Genomic DNA, 15,894 nt, shown 5'->3' on the forward strand with positions numbered 1-15,894 from the left:
GTCAGGCTCGCAGCTCGAAGGTCGTGGCGCCCACCTTGATGGGGGTGCCGAGGGCGAGGGCGACGGGACCGCCGGTCACGCGCTGGCCGGCGACGAAGGTGCCGTTGGTCGAGTCGAGGTCCTGGATGGCCCAGCTGTCGCCGCGCAGCATCAGACGTGCGTGGTGACTGGACGTGTAGTCGTCGCGGATCACGAGGGCGGATTCGCTGGAGCGTCCGATCGTCAACGTCTCGTTGCCGAGGGGGAGCTCGAGCCCCGCCTTCGGACCGGAGGTGATGACGAGCCGCTTGGCCGTCGCGACCGTGGCGGGACCGGTGCTGGGCTTCGACGACGCGGGGCGCGAGGCCGGGGCGGATGCGGGCGACTGCGTCGGAGCAGGCGTCGCCGCGGCGACCTCGGCCGGGAGCTTGCGGACCTTCATGCCGAACAGATCGGCGCGCAGCGAGTAGACGACGCCGAACACGAAGAACCACAGCAGCAGCAGGAAGCCCACGCGCAGCAGCAGCAGGACGAGTTCACTGGGTGTGCTCACGAGATGGCCCCGAACGCGCGGGTCGCGTCGTCGTCGCGCGGCCGGGGCGGGCGCGACGGGGTGGCGACGGGAACGATGCGGAACACCAGGTCGGTGCGTCCGATGGTCAGGGTGGTGTCGGAGGGGAGGGCGGCTTCGCGCACCTTCTGGCCGTCGACCTTGGTGCCGTTCGTCGAGCCGAGATCGCGCATCATGGCGCGCTCTCCGTCCCAGAGGACCTCGACGTGCTTACGGCTGGATCCGGCGTCGGCGATAGTGATGTCGGCATCCGTTCCGCGGCCGATGACGGTGCGTGCGCGGGTGAGCGAGTGGCGACGCCCGTCGACGTCGATCACGGCCTGCCACTCGACGCGCCCCTCGACGGTTCCTGAGCTGACGTTGACCGTGCCGGTCGCGATCTTGTCGTCACCCTCGAGCGAGATCGAGAGCGGGCCGGAGAAGCTGTAACCCTGCGACTTCGCGTGCTTGGTGAGAAGCGCGTGCAGTTCGTCGGTGAGGGCTCCACCGAGCCCCTGCATGCGCTCGGCGTCGTCGGTGCTGAGGCGCACGACGAAGTTATTGGGCGCGATGATGCGGTCCCTGCTCACCACAGCCGCTTTGGTGTCCGCTTCGCGCCGAAGGGCGGAAGCGATCTCCACGGGCTGGATGCCGCTGCGGAAGGTCTTCGCGAAGGCGCTGTTCACAGCGCGCTCGAGACCCTTCTCAAAGCTGTCAAGTAGTCCCACTGGGCTCCTCTGGCATGCCGACCGGTAGGCACATCGTAGCGAGGTGTGCTGGGTGAACGCCCTCGCGAGGCGGGAAAACGCCGAGATTCCGGGGGAGTGGGGGAGTGGGATGCGCCGGATGCAGGACCTCGGCACGTCTGCAGGACCGAAGAACATCCTCTCGTCCGGCATCCGTGCCCGACTCCTGCAGACCGCGGCGGCGCCGGTTTCATCGATGGGCGAAACGCGTGATATCTTTGGGAAGTTGAGTTCTTCGGAGCCCGACATACTCGCGCGAGTGGCGGAATGGTAGACGCGCTGGCTTCAGGTGCCAGTGTCCTTATGGACGTGGGGGTTCAAGTCCCCCCTCGCGCACAGCGAGCAGTGAATGAGAGACAGGCCCGGTTCCTTTCGAGGAAGCCGGGCCTTTCTCATGCATCGGCAGAGGTGTCGGCGGGGCGTCAGCCTCGGATCGACCGCCGAGCGGCTTCGAAGCGCACCCAGTCGTGGTCGGATGCCGGCGTCAGCTCCCACTCCTCGACGGGGCCGCTCTCCCATGCCGTCGCTGCCACTGCACCACCGGCATCGGTGAGATCCGTCACCACGGCGGCGTCGAGCCGGCCTCCGGCGAGCAGCTTGTCCTGCGACGCCTTCTTCACCCGACCCCACCACTCAGGCTCAGGTGTCGCGGTGAGCACCTCGCCCTTCTTCAGGACGGCGGCGACGGCGTCGGCGCCACTGTCGGCGGAGTCGTCGACGACGAGAACGGGCGGGCGCTTCACGCCCAACGCCGCCATCACCGCCTCGCCGAGGGAGTCGTAGGCGCCGGCGCTCGCCCGACGGCCGTCGAGGGTGTGCTCGATGTGGAAGCTCATGGATGAAGGCTACTCACGGTGTGCGGACGACGCGCCGAGAACCCTCGCTTATTTTGAATGACTAAAAATAAGATACGGTGGGGAGACGACGTGGTGCCGGGGTTGCAGCCCCGGCACCACTGTCCGTGAGACACCACCATCCCTGACTGAGGAGGCTCGCATGAGTCACGAACACGCCCCAGAGTACCCACGCCAGACGCCCTCCATGGAGAAGTCCCTCGGACGGGACGGGCGCGAGCGCATCATCCGCCAGGCGCTCGAGCGCATCGACGGTGCGCCCGCGCCGACGGTCGACATGATGCAGGCGGCGATGGGGACGGAGTCACAGATCCGCCTCGTGCACGACGTCATCCGCGCCTACCTCGACGAGCACCGGTTCACCGACACGAAGGACTGGGCTCAGAGCCTTCGCGAACGATCGTCGCGCAGCGATCAGAAGGCGGAGGCGGTCTGAGATGCGAATCGACTCGATCACGCCTCTCTCCCTGTCTGCTTTCGCACAGCACGAGGCCGTGCAGCGCATCACACCCGCCGACCTGCTCGCCACTCCTCCTCGACTGACCGACTCGGGTCGTTTCGTCGGGCGGGTGGACTCGGGTGGTCTCGGCAGCCCGCGCTACTTCGTCGGGGAGTACCGCGACGGGGCGATGCCGAGCGCGCTCGTGCTCGAGTACGGCGCCGCGTCCGCCGGCGACGGGCGAGCGACCCGGGTGTGGAGCCTGGCCGACCGGCGGGGCACCACGCCCGACTACCGCCTCATCCACGACGACTCCTCCCGGGGGTATGTCACGGTGTGAGCGACCGGGCTCACAGCACCCTCGCAGGACTCGCCGCCTCCACGTGTTGGCGCTCAGGCCCCACTCGTGATGGTGTGAGCAGGTGAGATCGCCAGCTTCCCCCCACAGCGACGACCAGAACGACGTCACGTCAGGCTCCGAACCCGCGTCTCGACCGCGTCGTCGGCGCGGTCGAGTGATCGGCTGGATCAGCGTCGCCGTCGTGGCCGCCCTTGTCGCCGTGGGCGCCATCGCCTACGGGCAGCTGCAGGGCAACGTCACCACGGCGCCCATCCGCTCGGACGACGGTGAGAGCGAGCCCGAGCTCGCGACGGGCGATCTGAACATCCTGCTGCTCGGGTCCGATTCCCGGGCTCTCGAGTCCGAGGGCTTCGGCGAAGACGACGGCACCGAGCGCAGCGACGCGATGGTGATCGCTCACATCTCGAGTGACAACACCCGCATCGACGCCGTGCAGCTTCCGCGCGACACCGTCGGCGACCTGCCGGCGTGCGACGACAACGGGCGCGGGTCGTACGGCGGCGGCTGGGGGATGCTGAACTCGGCACTGCAGTACGGACCGGCCTGCTCCGTCGCGGCGGTCGAGCAGCTGACCGGTCTCGCGATAGACCACTTCGTGCAGATGGACTTCGAGGGGTTCATCGGCATGGTCGACGCGATGGGCGGCATCGACGTGTGCCTGCCGGAGCCGCTGCAGGACGGGCACGCACGCCTCGACCTGCCCGCCGGCCCCCAGTCGATCAACGGCGACCAGGCACTCGCACTCGCTCGCACGCGCCATGCGCTCGCTCAGGAGAGCGACATCGCCCGCCTCGGGCACCAGCAGATGGTGCTCTCGGCGATCGTGCAGAAGGCCACCAAGTCCGCCGTGCTCGTGCGCCCCGACCGGCTCTACGCGTTCCTCGATGCCGTGACGTCGTCGATGACCGTCGACCCCGGTCTCGGAGCCCTGACCGATCTCGCCGGCCTCGCCGCGCGGGTCGCGAATGTTCCGCTCAGCAGCGTCACATTCCTCACCATGCCGACGACCGAGGCCCCGGAGGACCCCAATCGCGTCGTGCCGACCGCGGACGCCGACGTCATCTTCCGGGCGCTGATCGACGACGTGCCGATCGTGCTCACCACCGACGAGGTGCAGCCCGAGGCGCCGGTGCGCACCGCGCCCGTGCAGATCCTCAACGGTGCCGGTGTCAGCGGTCTGGCGTCCCGCGTCTCCGATGACGCGACGGGCTACGGATACACCGTCGCCGGCATCGCCAATGCCGACCCGGTCGACCTCACGACCATCACGGCCGCAGACACCCCTGACGCCCAGCAGACGGCGCAGGCGCTCGCCGCAGAGCTCGGCATCCAGGTCGTCGTCCAGGTCGGAGACGTCGACGGCGTGCAGCTGCTGCTCGGCGCCGACTACGAAGCACTCACCTCGCAGCCCCGCGCCACCCCGGTGCCACCGCGGCCGGTGGATGCGGTGAACCGCAGCGCCGACACCGACCTCTGCGCCGCCTGAGGCGTACCCATCACGCCTCCGTGGCGTGCGCGGTGTACGACGACTTTCCAAATTGGAAAGTGGCCCGGGTCACCGAACAGGACCGGCAGACTGGAGAGGACTTCCTTCCTCTTCGTCAGGAGACGCAATGCCGGAACAGCCTCGCCGAACCCCCAGCCAAGCCGTGCTCAGCGTGCAGCAGGTCGAGCAGGTCAGCCCCGACCTCGTGCGCATCACGGCCGGAGGCGACGGGTACGAGGCCTTCACCGACAACGTCTACACCGACAAGTACGTCAAGATCCTGTTCGCCGAGCCTCGCCACGGGCTCACCCCTCCCTACGATCTCGCTCAGCTGCGGGAGCACAGCCCCGAGAAGCTGCCCACTCCGCGCACATACACGGTGCGAGCAGCGGATGCTGAGCGCCAACGTCTCGTCATCGACTTCGTCGTGCACGGCGATGAGGGTGTCGCCGGTCCGTGGGCTCGACGTGCACAGGTCGGGGACACGCTGGTCGTCAGCGGCGCGGGCGGCGGCTACCTGCCCGAGCCGGGAGCGCCGTGGCATCTGCTCATCGGCGACCACACCGCGCTCCCGGCGATCTCGTCGGCCCTCGAGGCGATGGACTCGGATGCCGTCGGGCACGTCATCCTCACCGTCGCCGACCCCGGCGACCGCATCCTTCCCGATGCTCCATCCGGAGTGGCGGTGCGATGGACTGAGTCCGATGACGAGCTGCTGGCCGTCCTCGCAGAGCTGGCCTGGTCGGACGGGCACCCCGGTGTGTTCGCGCACGGTGAGCGCGGAACCATCAAGGCCGTTCGGGCCCTGCTGAAGCAGCGCGAGGTGCCCAGAGAGTCGTTGTCGATCTCCGCCTACTGGGCGCGAGGCCGCGCGGAAGACCAGTTCCAGGCCGAGAAGCGGGAGCCCATCGGTCAGATCGAGTAGGCGCCGAAGCGCGGTCAGAAGCCCTCGGGATCCCGCGGCGTGTAGGCGCCCTCCAGCTCTGCGAGCTCGGCGGCCTCGAGTCGGATGCTGACGGCTGCGACGGCATCGTCGATGTGGGCGGCCTTGGTCGCGCCGACGATCGGGGCGGTCACCGCCGACTGCTGCGCGACCCACGCGAGGGCGATCTGCGCCCGGGAGACGCCGCGTCCCTCGGCGACGCGAGCCACCGCATCCACGATCGCCCGATTCGACTCCTCTTCGCGGTGGTAGAGCGTCGCGCCGAAGGCATCGGTCGCCGTGCGCGTGGTCGTCTCGTCCCACTCCCGCGTCAGCCTGCCACGCGCCAGCGGCGACCAGGGCAGCACGCCGACGCCCGAGTCGAGGCAGAACGGATGCATCTCCCGCTCCTCCTCGCGCTGCAGCAGGTTGTACTGATCCTGCATCGAGACGAAGCGCGTCCAGCCGTTCTGCGCGGCGACACCCTGGGCCTTGGCGAACTGCCACGCCCACATCGATGATGCGCCGATGTAACGAGCCTTGCCCGAGCGGACGACGTCGTGCAGCGCCTCCATGGTCTCTTCGATCGGCGTCTCGGGGTCCCACCGGTGGATCTGGTAGAGATCGACATACTCGGTGCCGAGGCGCGTCAAGCTCGCGTCGATGCCCGACAGGATGTGCCCGCGGCTGAGTCCGGCCTGATTCGCGCCCGGGCCCATGCGCCCGTGCACCTTCGTCGCGAGCACGATCTCGTCGCGGCGCGCGAAGTCCTTGAGTGCACGGCCGACGAATTCCTCGCTCGTGCCGTCGGAGTAAACGTCGGCGGTGTCGAACGTCGTGATTCCTGCCTCGAGAGCCTGCGCGATCAGCGGGCGGCTCGCCTGCTCATCGAGCGACCATCCGTGTGCGCCGCGGTCCGGTGCGCCGAAGCTCATGCATCCGAGCACCACCTTCGAGATCTTCACTCCGGAACGGCCGAGCCTGACGCTGTCTGCTGTGTCGAGCATCCGAGATCTCCCTCGAGTCGTGGTCTGCGATCGATGCTCTCACGGTCACGCGCGGTGCGGGGTCGTCGGTCACAGGAAGACGCGGAGGTAGTCGCCGATCTTCTCGCCGCTGTCTTCGGGGACGACCTCGACGCTGAGTCGGGCGCGCACGCCGGCGGTCTCGACCTCGATCGGCATCGCCCCGCATCCCATGACCGGCCCGTTCTCAACGCCGTCGATCACCAGGCAGACCCTTCCGAGCCCGCTCTCATCACTCGCCTCGACGGCGTAGAAAGTGTGCCCTTCGGAGTCCTCGCCGAGCAGGCGCGCCGTGTCGGGGACCACCGTCGCGATCTGGTCGGACGTGACCGACTCAGGCAGGCGGGCGGATTCGCCGCTGGCGAGAAGGTCGACCGTCGGAGCGTTGACGCAGCCGGCCAGAAGCGCGACCGCCCCGAGCGCGAGAGCCGCGCTCACCAGTGGACGGAGGCGCGAGCGGTTCATGACCACACCATAGGGGCGACCGGGTGTCGACACAATCGAGCAGCCCGCCGAATCGGCTCGGCCTGTGACGTCACCCGTCGGGATCGGGGCGGGAATGATCCTCGCCCTCCGCCGGGCTGTCAACCGCCCTGCGCTCGCCGCGGATCGGACGCATCATGAGAGCTCGGACACCAACCCTGGAGGGCATCATGTCGAACATCGACGCTTTCGCGAACAGCTTCCCGCCGGACATGCCCGGCATCCCCCGAGTCGACGACTTCTCGGACGGCACCTTCCCCACCGATACCGACCAGCCCGAGACCCAGGGCGACGACCCGGTCGACGCCGAGCTGGGCGACGACGGACAGGGTGACCTGGCTCCGGAGGACGAGGGTCTGCAGCACAGCGGCGACGCGCCGACCGACCTGCGGGACGGCACCGAGTGAGCGGCCGCGGCGAGGAGTCCGGTCAGGATCTCGGCGGTGCAGAACCCTCCGAGGAAGGGATCGCCGCGCTGATCGAAGACCGCAACGCGGACGACCCCGACCAGGTCGGAGAGACTCCCGCCGGAAACGCTGGCGCCGACTCGGGCGGTTCCGGTGCGGTGCGCGTCGACCCGTCGTCGGAGTCATCCGTGCAGGACGAGTCCATCCACAACGACGAACCGGGTATCGGAACGCGACGCTCGGGCGACTGACCGTCGCCATCTGTGCGACGACCGCAGCGAAGGAGATCTCTCTCGACGAAGGGTGAGCCGTCGGCATCCGTCCTTCGTGCTGCGAGATCTCCTTCCCTGCGTGTGCGCGCAGTCATAGGATGCTGCGGGTGAGCGATGCACTGGATGACGGCCCCTTCTTCCACGGCACCAAGGCAGACCTGCGACCGGGCGACCTGCTGACCGCCGGATATCCGTCGAACTACCGGCCCGAGATCGTGATGAACCACATCTACTTCACCGCCGTGGCCGACGGTGCGGGACTCGCCGCCGAACTCGCGCCGGGTGATCGCGAGCCGCGGGTCTACGAGGTCGAGCCGACCGGGGACTTCGAGAACGACCCGAATGTGACCGACAAGAAGTTCCCCGGCAATCCGACCCGTTCCTATCGCAGCGCGGAGCCGCTGAGGGTCGTCCGCGAGGTGCTCGACTGGACCCGCCTCTCGGCCGAGGCGCTCGCCGCATGGCGTGAACGGCTCGCGACGCTCCGCTCCGACGACCGCGCGGAGATCATCAACTGAGCGCCGGCGCGGGGCGTCTCAGTGTCGGACCAACCGCCGGGCGAGCGATCCGAGAACGCGGTCGATGATGACGAAGACGAAGCCGACCGCGACGAGAGCGACCGTGAGGGCGATGATCCACTGAGCGACGCCCGCGACCCCGAGCACGTCGACATCCATGAACGGGTAGGGATACGCCTGTCCTGGTGTGAACTCGCCGCCGAGCGCACCGTAGACGAAAGCCCAGGTCAGATACACGTAGGGGAGCAGTGTCCACAGCAGAGGATCGATCCACCGGAACGATCCCTTCGGCACGAAGACCAGCCAGTCGACGATCACCAGCACGGGCGTGATGATGTGGATCAGGTTGTCGGTGAGTGAGAAGATCTCGGCGTCGCCGTCGGCGAACCTCGAGGGAACGAGCACGATCAGGTAGATCAGCATGGTCACGGTGATCGCGAACATCTCCGCTCCGCTGCCGCGCGCGCTGGGCGTCGATGTGCCGAACCGTCCGCGCTGACGCAGATCGCCGACCGTGCGGACGAGGAGGAGCAGCACCCACGCGAGACACAGGAGGTTGCTGACCATCGTGTAGAACAGCAGGGTCGTCCACGCCGGCTGACCGGTCAGGATGTCGGAGTGCCGGATGACACCGGTGAGGATGATGGCGAGCGACACGACCCGGTAGACGAGTGCGGCCGGTCGGAAGTTCACCGCGGCGCGGGAGAACAACGGCGTGCGACGGGGCACGGACTCCGGGAGGGCGGAAGCCGTGGACAGGGAGGCGACGGCTTTGGACATCCTTCGAGGCTACGCGTCCTGAGGCGGCGTCAACGCCGATTCAGCGGCGCACCGGGTCGGAGCCGCCGTCGAGGAAGCGCTCGAGGTCGCGCAGAGTCGGTGCCGCCTCCCAGTCGCCGGGAACGAGGCAGGCCATGGCGCCGCAGGCATTCGCCCGGAGCAGGACCGCATCGACCGCCTGGCGGTCGAGCAGGGCGCTCAGATACCCGGCCACGAACGCATCGCCCGCACCGACCGTGTCGACCGGCTCGATCGTGAACCCCGGCGAGTCGACCACCGATCCGGCGGTGAGGACCGAGGCGCCGTCAGGTCCCTGCTTGAGCACGGTCGTCGCGCATCCGGCCTCCCGCAGGCGTTCCGCGGCATCCGCTGCCGAGGTGCCGGGATGCAGGATGGCGAACTCCTCGTCGCCGCCGAAGACGATGTCGGCACGTTCCGCGAGTTCGCGCAGCACGGACCCGGCGACATCGGGCGACGCCAGCGCCGACCGGTAGTTGATGTCGAAGCTCACGATCGTTTCGGCTGCCCGGGCACGATCGATGGCTGAGTGGACGGCCGCCCGGGCCGTCTCGGACAGCAGCGGAGTGATCCCGGTGATGTGCAGGAGCGACGCGTCCTCGACCCACCCGTCGGGCAGGTCCTCCGGTCGCAGCCGCGATCCGGCTGACGCCGCACGGTAGTAGTGCACCGCGGTGGATGCCGCAGACGGGCGCTCCTTCACCATGAGGCCGGTCGCGGCATCCGGGTCGACGATCGCGCGCACGTCGACGCCGTCACCGCGGATCTCTCGGACGATGCGCTCGCCGAGGGAGTCGTCGCCGACGCGGCCCAGCCACGAGGTCGCGACTCCGAGTCGCGCGAGTCCGATCGCGACGTTGCTCTCAGCACCGCCGATGCCGAACGCCATCGAGTTCGCATGACGCAGCGAGCCGATCTCGGTCGTGCGCACGAGCGCCATCGTCTCTCCGAGCGTGACGACGGACGGCGACGAGGTGGTCACTCGGCGCTCCGCGCGCAGACGTCGACGAATGACGCGGCGCGCTCCCGCAGTGCATGCAGGTCACCGCCGGCGAACGCGTCGCCGAGCAGCGGCCCGCCGACGCTCACCGCCACCGCACCGGCACGCAGCCACGCCTCGGCCCCGGCAAGATCGACTCCCCCCGAGGGCACGGCGACGAGGTCGGGGAAGGGGCCGCGCAGATCCTTCAGGTACGCGGGTCCGACCTGCCCCGCGGGGAACACCTTCACCGCGGATGCCCCGGCAGACCACGAGGCGAACAGCTCGGTCGGCGTGAGTCCGCCCGGGACGATCGGCACACCGGCATCCGTCGCCTGTGTGACGAAGTCGCGCGAGGTGATCGGGGTCACGATGTAGGCCGCCCCCACCTCGATCGCCCGTGCCAGGTCCACGGCGTTCGTGACGGTGCCGATGCCGAGGTCGATCGTGTCGCCGAACCGCGCGAGCAGGTGCGGGAAGTGCTCGAACGTGCCCGGTGTGGTCAGCGTCAGCTCGACGCTGCGGATGCCGGCATCGACGAGCACGTCGAGCACGGCGTCGTAGTCCTCCGCCCGCTTCGCGCGGGCGACGACGATCAGGCGCGAGTCGACCGTGCGCGGGGGCAGGGCGACCCGTCGCACCTCACCAGTCATGGACGGTCCCGTCGAGCAGACGGTTCACCGGCAGGTACGCCTTGGTGTACTCGTGGCCCGCCGCGGCATCCTCGTCGAGGTCCACACCGAGACCGGGCTGGTCGCCGGGGTGCAGGAAGCCCTTGTCGAACGTGAACGAGGTCTGGAACACCTCGAGCGTCTGCTCGTTGTGCGGCATGTACTCCTGGATGCCGAAGTTGTGGATCGCCAGGTCGAGATGCAGCGCCGCGGCCATGCCGACCGGCGAGATGTCGGTCGGCCCGTGGATGCCGGACTTGATGCCGTAGATCGCGGCGAAGTCGAGCAGCTTCTTCATGGCCGTGATGCCACCGGTGTGGGTCACCGCCGAGCGCACGTAGTCGATCAGGCGCTCGGTGATGAGGGTCTGATAGTCGAAGACCGAGTTGAAGACCTCGCCGATCGCGAGCGGCGTGGTCGAGTGCTGACGCACGAGCCGCAGGGCGGTCTGATCTTCGCCGGGGGTGCAGTCCTCGAGCCAGAACAGGTCGTAGGGCTCGATGTCCTTCGCGAAGCGCGCGGCCTCGATCGGCGACATGCGGTGGTGTCCGTCGTGCAGGATGCGGAGGTCGGTGCCGAAGTCCTCCCGGATCTGCGAGAAGATCCCCGGCATGTGGTTGAGGTAGTTGCGGGTGTCCCAGGTCTCTTCGCTGGGGCGGTCGCCCGAGCGCTTGGCGGGCTCGTAGTCGTAGCGCACGCCGGGGCCTGCGGCAGAGACGCCGTAGATCTGCCCGAGGCCGGGAACACCGGTCTGCACGCGGACGGCGGTGAACCCGAGCTCCTCGTATCCGGTGATCGCGTTCTTCAGGGCGGCGTAGTCGGTGCCCGAGGCGTGCGCGTAGACGCGGACGCCCTCGCGGCTGGCGCCGCCGAGAAGCTGGTACAACGGCATCCCGGCCTTCTTCGCCTTGATGTCCCACAGCGCCATGTCGACCGCCGCGATGGCCGCCATGGTGACGGGTCCGCGACGCCAGTACGGGCCGCGGTAGAGGTACTGCCAGGTGTCTTCGATCCTGTCCTCATCGCGACCGATCAGCATCGAGGCGACGTGGTCGGACAGGTACGAGGCGACGGCGAGCTCGCGGCCGTTCAGAGTGGCGTCGCCCAGGCCGACGATGCCGTCGGAGGTCGTGATCTTGAGCGTGACGAAGTTGCGTCCGGGGCTGGTGATGGTGACGTCGACGATCTCGATGGTCATGTCGTTCTCTCCTGGAGGGTGCGGAATGAGGTGTGGGGTGCGGGCGTTCGGGCGCCCGCACCCCTGGTCGTGAAGAGCGGTCCGATCAGATCGCGTCGCGCGGGTCCGTGAGGTCGCGGCCGGCGACCTCCGGCATCCAGATCGAGGCGATGAGCGCGCACAGCGTGAAGATGAACAGCATGATGATGATCGGGATGAACGAGCCGGTGACGGCCGACACCCACGCGGCGGCGATGACGGGGCCCGCACCGGTCGCGACGATGGCGGCGATCTCGCGTGCCATGGCCGTGAACGTGTAGCGGTTGCGGGATCCGAAGAGCTCGGGGAGCGTGAGGTTCTCGAGCGACGCGAAGCTCATCACCGCGAGGTTGTGCAGCACCACGTAGCCGACGAACACCTGCACGGTGTCCTTGCTGCTGATCATGAGCATGGTCGGGACGATGATGATGAGCGCGATGATCGCCCACACCATGTACATGCGCTTGCGGCCGAAGCGGTCGCCGAGCCAGCCCGACAGGGGCACCGTGATGAAGGCGACGAGCGACGAGACGATCACGGCGTTGACGCCGATCGAGCGGTCGAGCAGCAGCACGACGGTGATGTAGCTGATCAGGTAGGTCTGGATCATGCCCGAGTTGCCGGCCTGGCCGAAGCGCAGCAGGAGCGCGATCGAGAACGCCTTCCAGGGCTTGCGGTTCATCGCCTCGAGCGTGCGGATGTCGTTGGTCTCGGTGGCGAGCTTCACGACCTCTTCACGCGAGAGCGCCTTGCCGTCGACGACGTCGTCGCGCTCTTCGAAGACCGGGGTCTCCTTGAGGTTGAAGCGCACCCAGATCGCGAAGAGCATGATGACGGCGCTGGCGATGAACGGGATGCGCCACGCCCAGGCGATGACCTCGTCTTCGCTGTACGCGACGAGCAGGATCGCCCAGATGCCCGAGGCGAGCAGGGTTCCGCAGTTCGTGCCCAGTGCGACGAGCGAGGCGATGATGCCTCGGCGCTTGGCGGGGGCGTACTCGGCGAGCATGACGCCCGCACCCGAGATCTCGGCTCCGGCTCCGAAGCCCTGCGCGATGCGGAGCAGCACGAGGAGGATCGGGGCGAGGACGCCCACCTGCGAGTAGGTCGGAAGGAATCCGATGAGGGTGGTCGCGAGACCCATGAGGAGGATCGTGTAGAAGAGGACCTTCGTGCGACCGGTCCTGTCGCCGAGGCGGGCGAAGAAGAATGCGCCGACCGGGCGGGCGACGTAGCCGACGCCGTAGGTGGCCATCGCGGCGACCACGGCCACGGCGGGGTTCTCGGACGAGAAGAACAGGTCGGCGAAGACGAGGGCGGCTGCCAGCGAGTAGAGCTGGTAGTCCATGAACTCGAGGGCCGTGCCGAGCCATCCGGAGATGGCGGCGCGCACGAGGTCGCGCACCGACCTCTTCGCGGCAGGATCGGCGACCGTGGCGGTCGTCTGCGGTTCGGACATGGGAGGTACTCCTTCGGACCAGGATCGGGTGGGGTGCGCGGGGAGCGCGGAGGGTGTTGCTAGAGGGCCAGCAGGACCTTCGCCGAGGCGGACGAGTCGCGAGCGAGTTCGAAGGCCTGGACGGCGTCGGATGCCGGGAGGACGTGCGAGATGACGGAGTCGAGGGCGTCGGACTCGGCCAGCAGCGCGACCGCGTCGTCGATCTCGGTCGAGAAGCGGAAGGCGCCGCGGATGGTGAGCTCCTTGGCGAGCATCGGCGCGAGGTTCACTCCGATGTCGGCGTTCGGCAGCATCCCGACCTGCACGATGGTGCCGACGCGGCGGGCGGCGCGCACCGCCTGGGTGAGGGCCACTCCGACGCCGGAGCATTCGAACACGATGTCGTAGGACTCGTTCTCGATGGTGTCGCGACCGACGAGCGATACCTCGGTCGCGCCGAGAGACGTCGCGCGGTCGAGAGGCTCTTCACGCACGTCGCTCGCGCCGACCACCGCGGCGCCCGCGTGGAGTGCCGCAGCGACGACGAGGAGTCCGATGGGTCCCGCGCCGATCACCAGCACCCGCTTGCCGGTGATGTCTCCGGCGAGGCTCACGGCGTGGATCGCCACGGCCAGCGGCTCGGCGAGGGCTGCGCGCTCGAGCGGAAGGGATGCGGGGAGCACGCGCAGCATGTGGTCTTCGACGATCAGCAGCTCGGATGCCCCGCCCTGGCGGTGGGGGTTCGCGGCGGCGCTGCCGAAGTAGTCGCCGCCGGGACGCAGATGCGGGTGGCCTTCGAGCCCGGGGGCCTCGGCGCCGTAGCGCGCGGGGTGCACGGTGACGGGGGTGCCGGGTTCCAGGCGGCCGGACGGGTCCAGGTCGACGACACCCGACAGCTCATGGCCGGGGGTGAGCGGCTCGCGGATCGTGTACTCGCCGTTCGCTCCGTGGAAGTAGTAGTGCAGGTCGGAGCCGCAGATGCCGACGAAGTTCACGCGGAGGCGGACCTCGCCGTCGCCGGGGGTCGGGACCTCGCGGTCCTCCCAGCGGATGTCTTCCTTGCCGTGGATGGCGAGAGCCTTCATGGCTGCAACTCCTCTGCGCGGGTGAGTGATGGTGTGGTGGTCTGGGATGCCGAGACGGCGTCGGTGATCGCGGCGTCGACGCCGCGTCGCTGGATCGTGTCGACGAGCTCGCCGACGCGCGCGATGAACGCATCCTGTGATCCGAGTCCATCACCGAACAGGTGAAGCTCGCCGATCACGCGCTGTGCCAGCTCACGACCCGTGCGGGCGCTCGCCGCATAGTCGGCGAGACGCTCTTGGGCGCCGTCGGTCATCGCGGCGGCGTGCAGGCCCGGGTCGAATCCGGGCAGCGGGGCGATGCACGACAGGTATCCGGCGACCGTGAGGGCGATCAGGTGGGGCATCTCGCCGAGCCGCAGCGCCCGCAGGGCGGGCTCCGGGATGCGCTGTCGCAGCTTCACGGAGCCGTCCGTACCGACCTGGCTGGTGCGGTGACCCAGGGCGCTGTTGGCCCAGCGCTCGAACAGCTCGCTCTCGTAGGCGCGAATGTCGACGCCGGACGGAACCTCGATCGAGGGCTCGTACTCGTCACGCAGCACGGCGCGCGCCGCGCTCTCGATGCCGTCGAGCCCGATGGCCTCGGGGATCGTCCCCACTCCGCGGAGCGCGCCGAGGTAGGCGATCAGCGAGTGCGTGCCGTTGAGCAGTCGCACCTTCATCTGCTCGTAGCGTCCGACCTCGTCGGTGAACACGGCACCGCCCGCCTCCCAGGCGGGGCGTCCGGCGGCGAAGCGGTCTTCGATCGCCCACATCGTGAACGGCTCGGCAGGCACCGGGATGTCGTCGCGGGCGCCGAGCAGGGTGTCGACGCGGGTGCGCAGCTCGGAGGTGGTCGCGGGCACGATGCGATCGACCATGCTCGAGGGGAACGACACGGCGCGGTCGAGGAAGGCGAGGGTGTCGGCGCCTTCGGATCCGGGCAGCTCGTGCAGGAACTCCCGGACGAGCTTCTCGGTGTGGGCGCCGTTGGCCGAGAGGTTGTCGCAGCTGAGGATCGAGATCGGCGCTCCACCGGCTGCGGCACGGGCCTGCAAGCCACGGGCGAGCTGGCCGATGGTCGAGCGGGCGGCGCCGCCCCGGAGGTCGGAGCGCACGGTGTCGTCGTCGAGGTCGAGATGCTGCGTGGCGGGCGAGTAGCTGTAGCCGTTCTCGGTGACGGTGAGGGTCACGATGCGGATGCCGGGGTCGGCGATCTGTGCGACGACGCGCTCGGGCTGCTCGGCGCCGACGAAGGCGTCGGCGTGCACACCGGGGATGGTGAGTGACGTGGTGCCCGGGGCGATGGTCGCGACCGTGTAGAGCATGTCCTGAGCGTGCATCGCGTCGACGATGGTGCGCGAACGCGAGGCGACACCGACGATGCCCCAGTCGCCGCCCGCGGACTGCAGCGCGGCTGCCGTGTAGACGGCCTGGTGTGCCCGGTGGAAGCTGCCGAGGCCGAGGTGCAGGATGCCGGGGGCCGTCGGAGCGACCAGCGGGGATGCGGTGGCAGAGGTCGTGCGGCGCAGGGCCGGTGCTGGGATGCTCACGCGGTGGCTCCTTCGCTCGGGGCCGCGCACCGCTGAGGGTGATCGGCGTTGATCGTCATGCAAATCAGTGTGCAGTGTTTGTACAAACTTGTCAAGCAGTTTTACATCGAGGTGGAGGATCGTAGGATTGCCTGCG

General features: G+C 68.8%; 19 protein-coding genes and 1 tRNA gene. 8 read left to right on the forward strand and 12 right to left on the reverse strand.

The features are described from left to right. Nucleotide 1: 1 nt before the first annotated feature. The gene (locus ASE34_RS01435; protein WP_053098272.1) at nucleotides 2-532 is read right to left on the reverse strand and encodes an FHA domain-containing protein; all 531 of its coding nucleotides are present in this window, start codon (nucleotides 530-532) and stop codon (nucleotides 2-4) included. Beyond that, nucleotides 529-1,257: an FhaA domain-containing protein gene (locus ASE34_RS01440; RefSeq protein ID WP_053098273.1), complete on the reverse strand. Its 729-nt coding sequence runs from the start codon at nucleotides 1,255-1,257 to the stop codon at nucleotides 529-531. The genes ASE34_RS01435 and ASE34_RS01440 overlap by 4 nt, the downstream gene beginning before the upstream one ends. Before the next feature lie 271 nt (nucleotides 1,258-1,528). On the opposite strand from ASE34_RS01440, the gene ASE34_RS01445 reads away from it, so the two are divergent. Further along, nucleotides 1,529-1,611: transfer RNA gene (locus tag ASE34_RS01445), tRNA-Leu, on the forward strand. A gap of 86 nt (nucleotides 1,612-1,697) precedes the next feature. Here ASE34_RS01445 and ASE34_RS01450 read toward each other — a convergent pair. Next, nucleotides 1,698-2,111, reverse strand: a complete 414-nt coding sequence (locus ASE34_RS01450; protein WP_056275727.1) for a hypothetical protein — start codon at nucleotides 2,109-2,111, stop codon at nucleotides 1,698-1,700. A gap of 160 nt (nucleotides 2,112-2,271) precedes the next feature. Between ASE34_RS01450 and ASE34_RS01455 the strand changes: the two genes are divergently transcribed. The 4 genes from ASE34_RS01455 (at nucleotide 2,272) to ASE34_RS01470 (ending at nucleotide 5,340) form a co-directional block, all read left to right on the forward strand. Next, the gene (locus ASE34_RS01455) at nucleotides 2,272-2,565 is read left to right on the forward strand and encodes a hypothetical protein (protein ID WP_056275729.1); all 294 of its coding nucleotides are present in this window, start codon (nucleotides 2,272-2,274) and stop codon (nucleotides 2,563-2,565) included. Nucleotide 2,566: 1 nt separating this feature from the next. Beyond that, a complete protein-coding gene (locus ASE34_RS01460) occupies nucleotides 2,567-2,908 on the forward strand; it encodes a hypothetical protein (protein WP_056275731.1) in 342 nt (113 codons plus the stop codon). Between the two features lie 175 nt (nucleotides 2,909-3,083). Continuing rightward, complete coding sequence (locus ASE34_RS17885; protein WP_072590408.1) at nucleotides 3,084-4,415, forward strand: LCP family protein; 1,332 nt, start codon at nucleotides 3,084-3,086, stop codon at nucleotides 4,413-4,415. Between the two features lie 127 nt (nucleotides 4,416-4,542). Next, a complete protein-coding gene (locus ASE34_RS01470; protein ID WP_056275734.1) occupies nucleotides 4,543-5,340 on the forward strand; it encodes a siderophore-interacting protein in 798 nt (265 codons plus the stop codon). A gap of 14 nt (nucleotides 5,341-5,354) precedes the next feature. Here ASE34_RS01470 and ASE34_RS01475 read toward each other — a convergent pair whose 3' ends face one another. Both ASE34_RS01475 and ASE34_RS01480 read right to left on the reverse strand, forming a co-directional pair. Next, nucleotides 5,355-6,344 carry an aldo/keto reductase gene (locus tag ASE34_RS01475; RefSeq protein WP_056275737.1) on the reverse strand — a complete coding sequence of 330 codons (990 nt, stop codon included), beginning with the start codon at nucleotides 6,342-6,344 and terminating at the stop codon, nucleotides 5,355-5,357. Nucleotides 6,345-6,413: 69 nt separating this feature from the next. After that, nucleotides 6,414-6,827 carry a hypothetical protein gene (locus ASE34_RS01480; RefSeq protein ID WP_056275740.1) on the reverse strand — a complete coding sequence of 138 codons (414 nt, stop codon included), beginning with the start codon at nucleotides 6,825-6,827 and terminating at the stop codon, nucleotides 6,414-6,416. Nucleotides 6,828-7,015: 188 nt separating this feature from the next. Between ASE34_RS01480 and ASE34_RS01485 the strand changes: the two genes are divergently transcribed. From ASE34_RS01485 to arr, 3 genes are all read left to right on the forward strand, one after another. Then, nucleotides 7,016-7,252, forward strand: a complete 237-nt coding sequence (locus ASE34_RS01485) for a hypothetical protein (RefSeq protein WP_053098280.1) — start codon at nucleotides 7,016-7,018, stop codon at nucleotides 7,250-7,252. Continuing rightward, nucleotides 7,249-7,503: a hypothetical protein gene (locus ASE34_RS01490; protein ID WP_053098281.1), complete on the forward strand. Its 255-nt coding sequence runs from the start codon at nucleotides 7,249-7,251 to the stop codon at nucleotides 7,501-7,503. Before ASE34_RS01485 ends, ASE34_RS01490 begins: the two co-directional genes overlap by 4 nt. A 119-nt stretch (nucleotides 7,504-7,622) precedes the next feature. Then, nucleotides 7,623-8,042, forward strand: a complete 420-nt coding sequence (arr, locus tag ASE34_RS01495; protein ID WP_414855531.1) for an NAD(+)--rifampin ADP-ribosyltransferase — start codon at nucleotides 7,623-7,625, stop codon at nucleotides 8,040-8,042. Between the two features lie 18 nt (nucleotides 8,043-8,060). Here arr and ASE34_RS01500 read toward each other — a convergent pair whose 3' ends face one another. The 7 genes from ASE34_RS01500 to ASE34_RS01530 form a co-directional block, all read right to left on the reverse strand. Continuing rightward, nucleotides 8,061-8,822: a Pr6Pr family membrane protein gene (locus ASE34_RS01500; RefSeq protein WP_056275741.1), complete on the reverse strand. Its 762-nt coding sequence runs from the start codon at nucleotides 8,820-8,822 to the stop codon at nucleotides 8,061-8,063. Between the two features lie 40 nt (nucleotides 8,823-8,862). Then, nucleotides 8,863-9,822: a sugar kinase gene (locus ASE34_RS01505; protein WP_235567405.1), complete on the reverse strand. Its 960-nt coding sequence runs from the start codon at nucleotides 9,820-9,822 to the stop codon at nucleotides 8,863-8,865. Beyond that, on the reverse strand, nucleotides 9,819-10,472 hold the full coding sequence (locus ASE34_RS01510; RefSeq protein ID WP_053098283.1) for a bifunctional 4-hydroxy-2-oxoglutarate aldolase/2-dehydro-3-deoxy-phosphogluconate aldolase: 654 nt from the start codon (nucleotides 10,470-10,472) through the stop codon (nucleotides 9,819-9,821). The genes ASE34_RS01505 and ASE34_RS01510 overlap by 4 nt, the downstream gene beginning before the upstream one ends. Next, the gene (gene manD / locus ASE34_RS01515; RefSeq protein ID WP_056275744.1) at nucleotides 10,462-11,688 is read right to left on the reverse strand and encodes a D-mannonate dehydratase ManD; all 1,227 of its coding nucleotides are present in this window, start codon (nucleotides 11,686-11,688) and stop codon (nucleotides 10,462-10,464) included. The genes ASE34_RS01510 and manD overlap by 11 nt, the downstream gene beginning before the upstream one ends. Before the next feature lie 85 nt (nucleotides 11,689-11,773). Continuing rightward, a complete protein-coding gene (locus ASE34_RS01520) occupies nucleotides 11,774-13,165 on the reverse strand; it encodes an MFS transporter (RefSeq protein ID WP_056275747.1) in 1,392 nt (463 codons plus the stop codon). Nucleotides 13,166-13,224: 59 nt separating this feature from the next. Then, the gene (locus ASE34_RS01525) at nucleotides 13,225-14,229 is read right to left on the reverse strand and encodes an L-idonate 5-dehydrogenase (RefSeq protein ID WP_056275749.1); all 1,005 of its coding nucleotides are present in this window, start codon (nucleotides 14,227-14,229) and stop codon (nucleotides 13,225-13,227) included. Continuing rightward, nucleotides 14,226-15,758, reverse strand: a complete 1,533-nt coding sequence (locus ASE34_RS01530; RefSeq protein ID WP_235567406.1) for a mannitol dehydrogenase family protein — start codon at nucleotides 15,756-15,758, stop codon at nucleotides 14,226-14,228. The genes ASE34_RS01525 and ASE34_RS01530 overlap by 4 nt, the downstream gene beginning before the upstream one ends. Nucleotides 15,759-15,894: the final 136 nt, after the last annotated feature.

Source organism: Microbacterium sp. Root280D1 (assembly GCF_001428975.1).
In the GTDB taxonomy this organism is placed as follows: Bacteria; Actinomycetota; Actinomycetes; order Actinomycetales; family Microbacteriaceae; genus Microbacterium.

Bases quoted from the DNA above. Each gene is read 5' to 3' on its own strand.
- ASE34_RS01450 (WP_056275727.1), bottom strand. From the start codon at position 2,111: ATGAGCTTCCACATCGAGCACACCCTCGACGGCCGTCGGGCGAGCGCC.
- ASE34_RS01455 (WP_056275729.1), top strand. From the start codon at position 2,272: ATGAGTCACGAACACGCCCCAGAGTACCCACGCCAGACGCCCTCCATG.
- ASE34_RS01460 (WP_056275731.1), top strand. From the start codon at position 2,567: ATGCGAATCGACTCGATCACGCCTCTCTCCCTGTCTGCTTTCGCACAG.
- ASE34_RS01470 (WP_056275734.1), top strand. From the start codon at position 4,543: ATGCCGGAACAGCCTCGCCGAACCCCCAGCCAAGCCGTGCTCAGCGTG.
- ASE34_RS01475 (WP_056275737.1), bottom strand. From the start codon at position 6,344: ATGCTCGACACAGCAGACAGCGTCAGGCTCGGCCGTTCCGGAGTGAAG.
- ASE34_RS01480 (WP_056275740.1), bottom strand. From the start codon at position 6,827: ATGAACCGCTCGCGCCTCCGTCCACTGGTGAGCGCGGCTCTCGCGCTC.
- ASE34_RS01485 (WP_053098280.1), top strand. From the start codon at position 7,016: ATGTCGAACATCGACGCTTTCGCGAACAGCTTCCCGCCGGACATGCCC.
- arr (WP_414855531.1), top strand. From the start codon at position 7,623: ATGCTGCGGGTGAGCGATGCACTGGATGACGGCCCCTTCTTCCACGGC.
- ASE34_RS01500 (WP_056275741.1), bottom strand. From the start codon at position 8,822: ATGTCCAAAGCCGTCGCCTCCCTGTCCACGGCTTCCGCCCTCCCGGAG.
- ASE34_RS01510 (WP_053098283.1), bottom strand. From the start codon at position 10,472: ATGACTGGTGAGGTGCGACGGGTCGCCCTGCCCCCGCGCACGGTCGAC.
- manD (WP_056275744.1), bottom strand. From the start codon at position 11,688: ATGACCATCGAGATCGTCGACGTCACCATCACCAGCCCCGGACGCAAC.
- ASE34_RS01520 (WP_056275747.1), bottom strand. From the start codon at position 13,165: ATGTCCGAACCGCAGACGACCGCCACGGTCGCCGATCCTGCCGCGAAG.
- ASE34_RS01525 (WP_056275749.1), bottom strand. From the start codon at position 14,229: ATGAAGGCTCTCGCCATCCACGGCAAGGAAGACATCCGCTGGGAGGAC.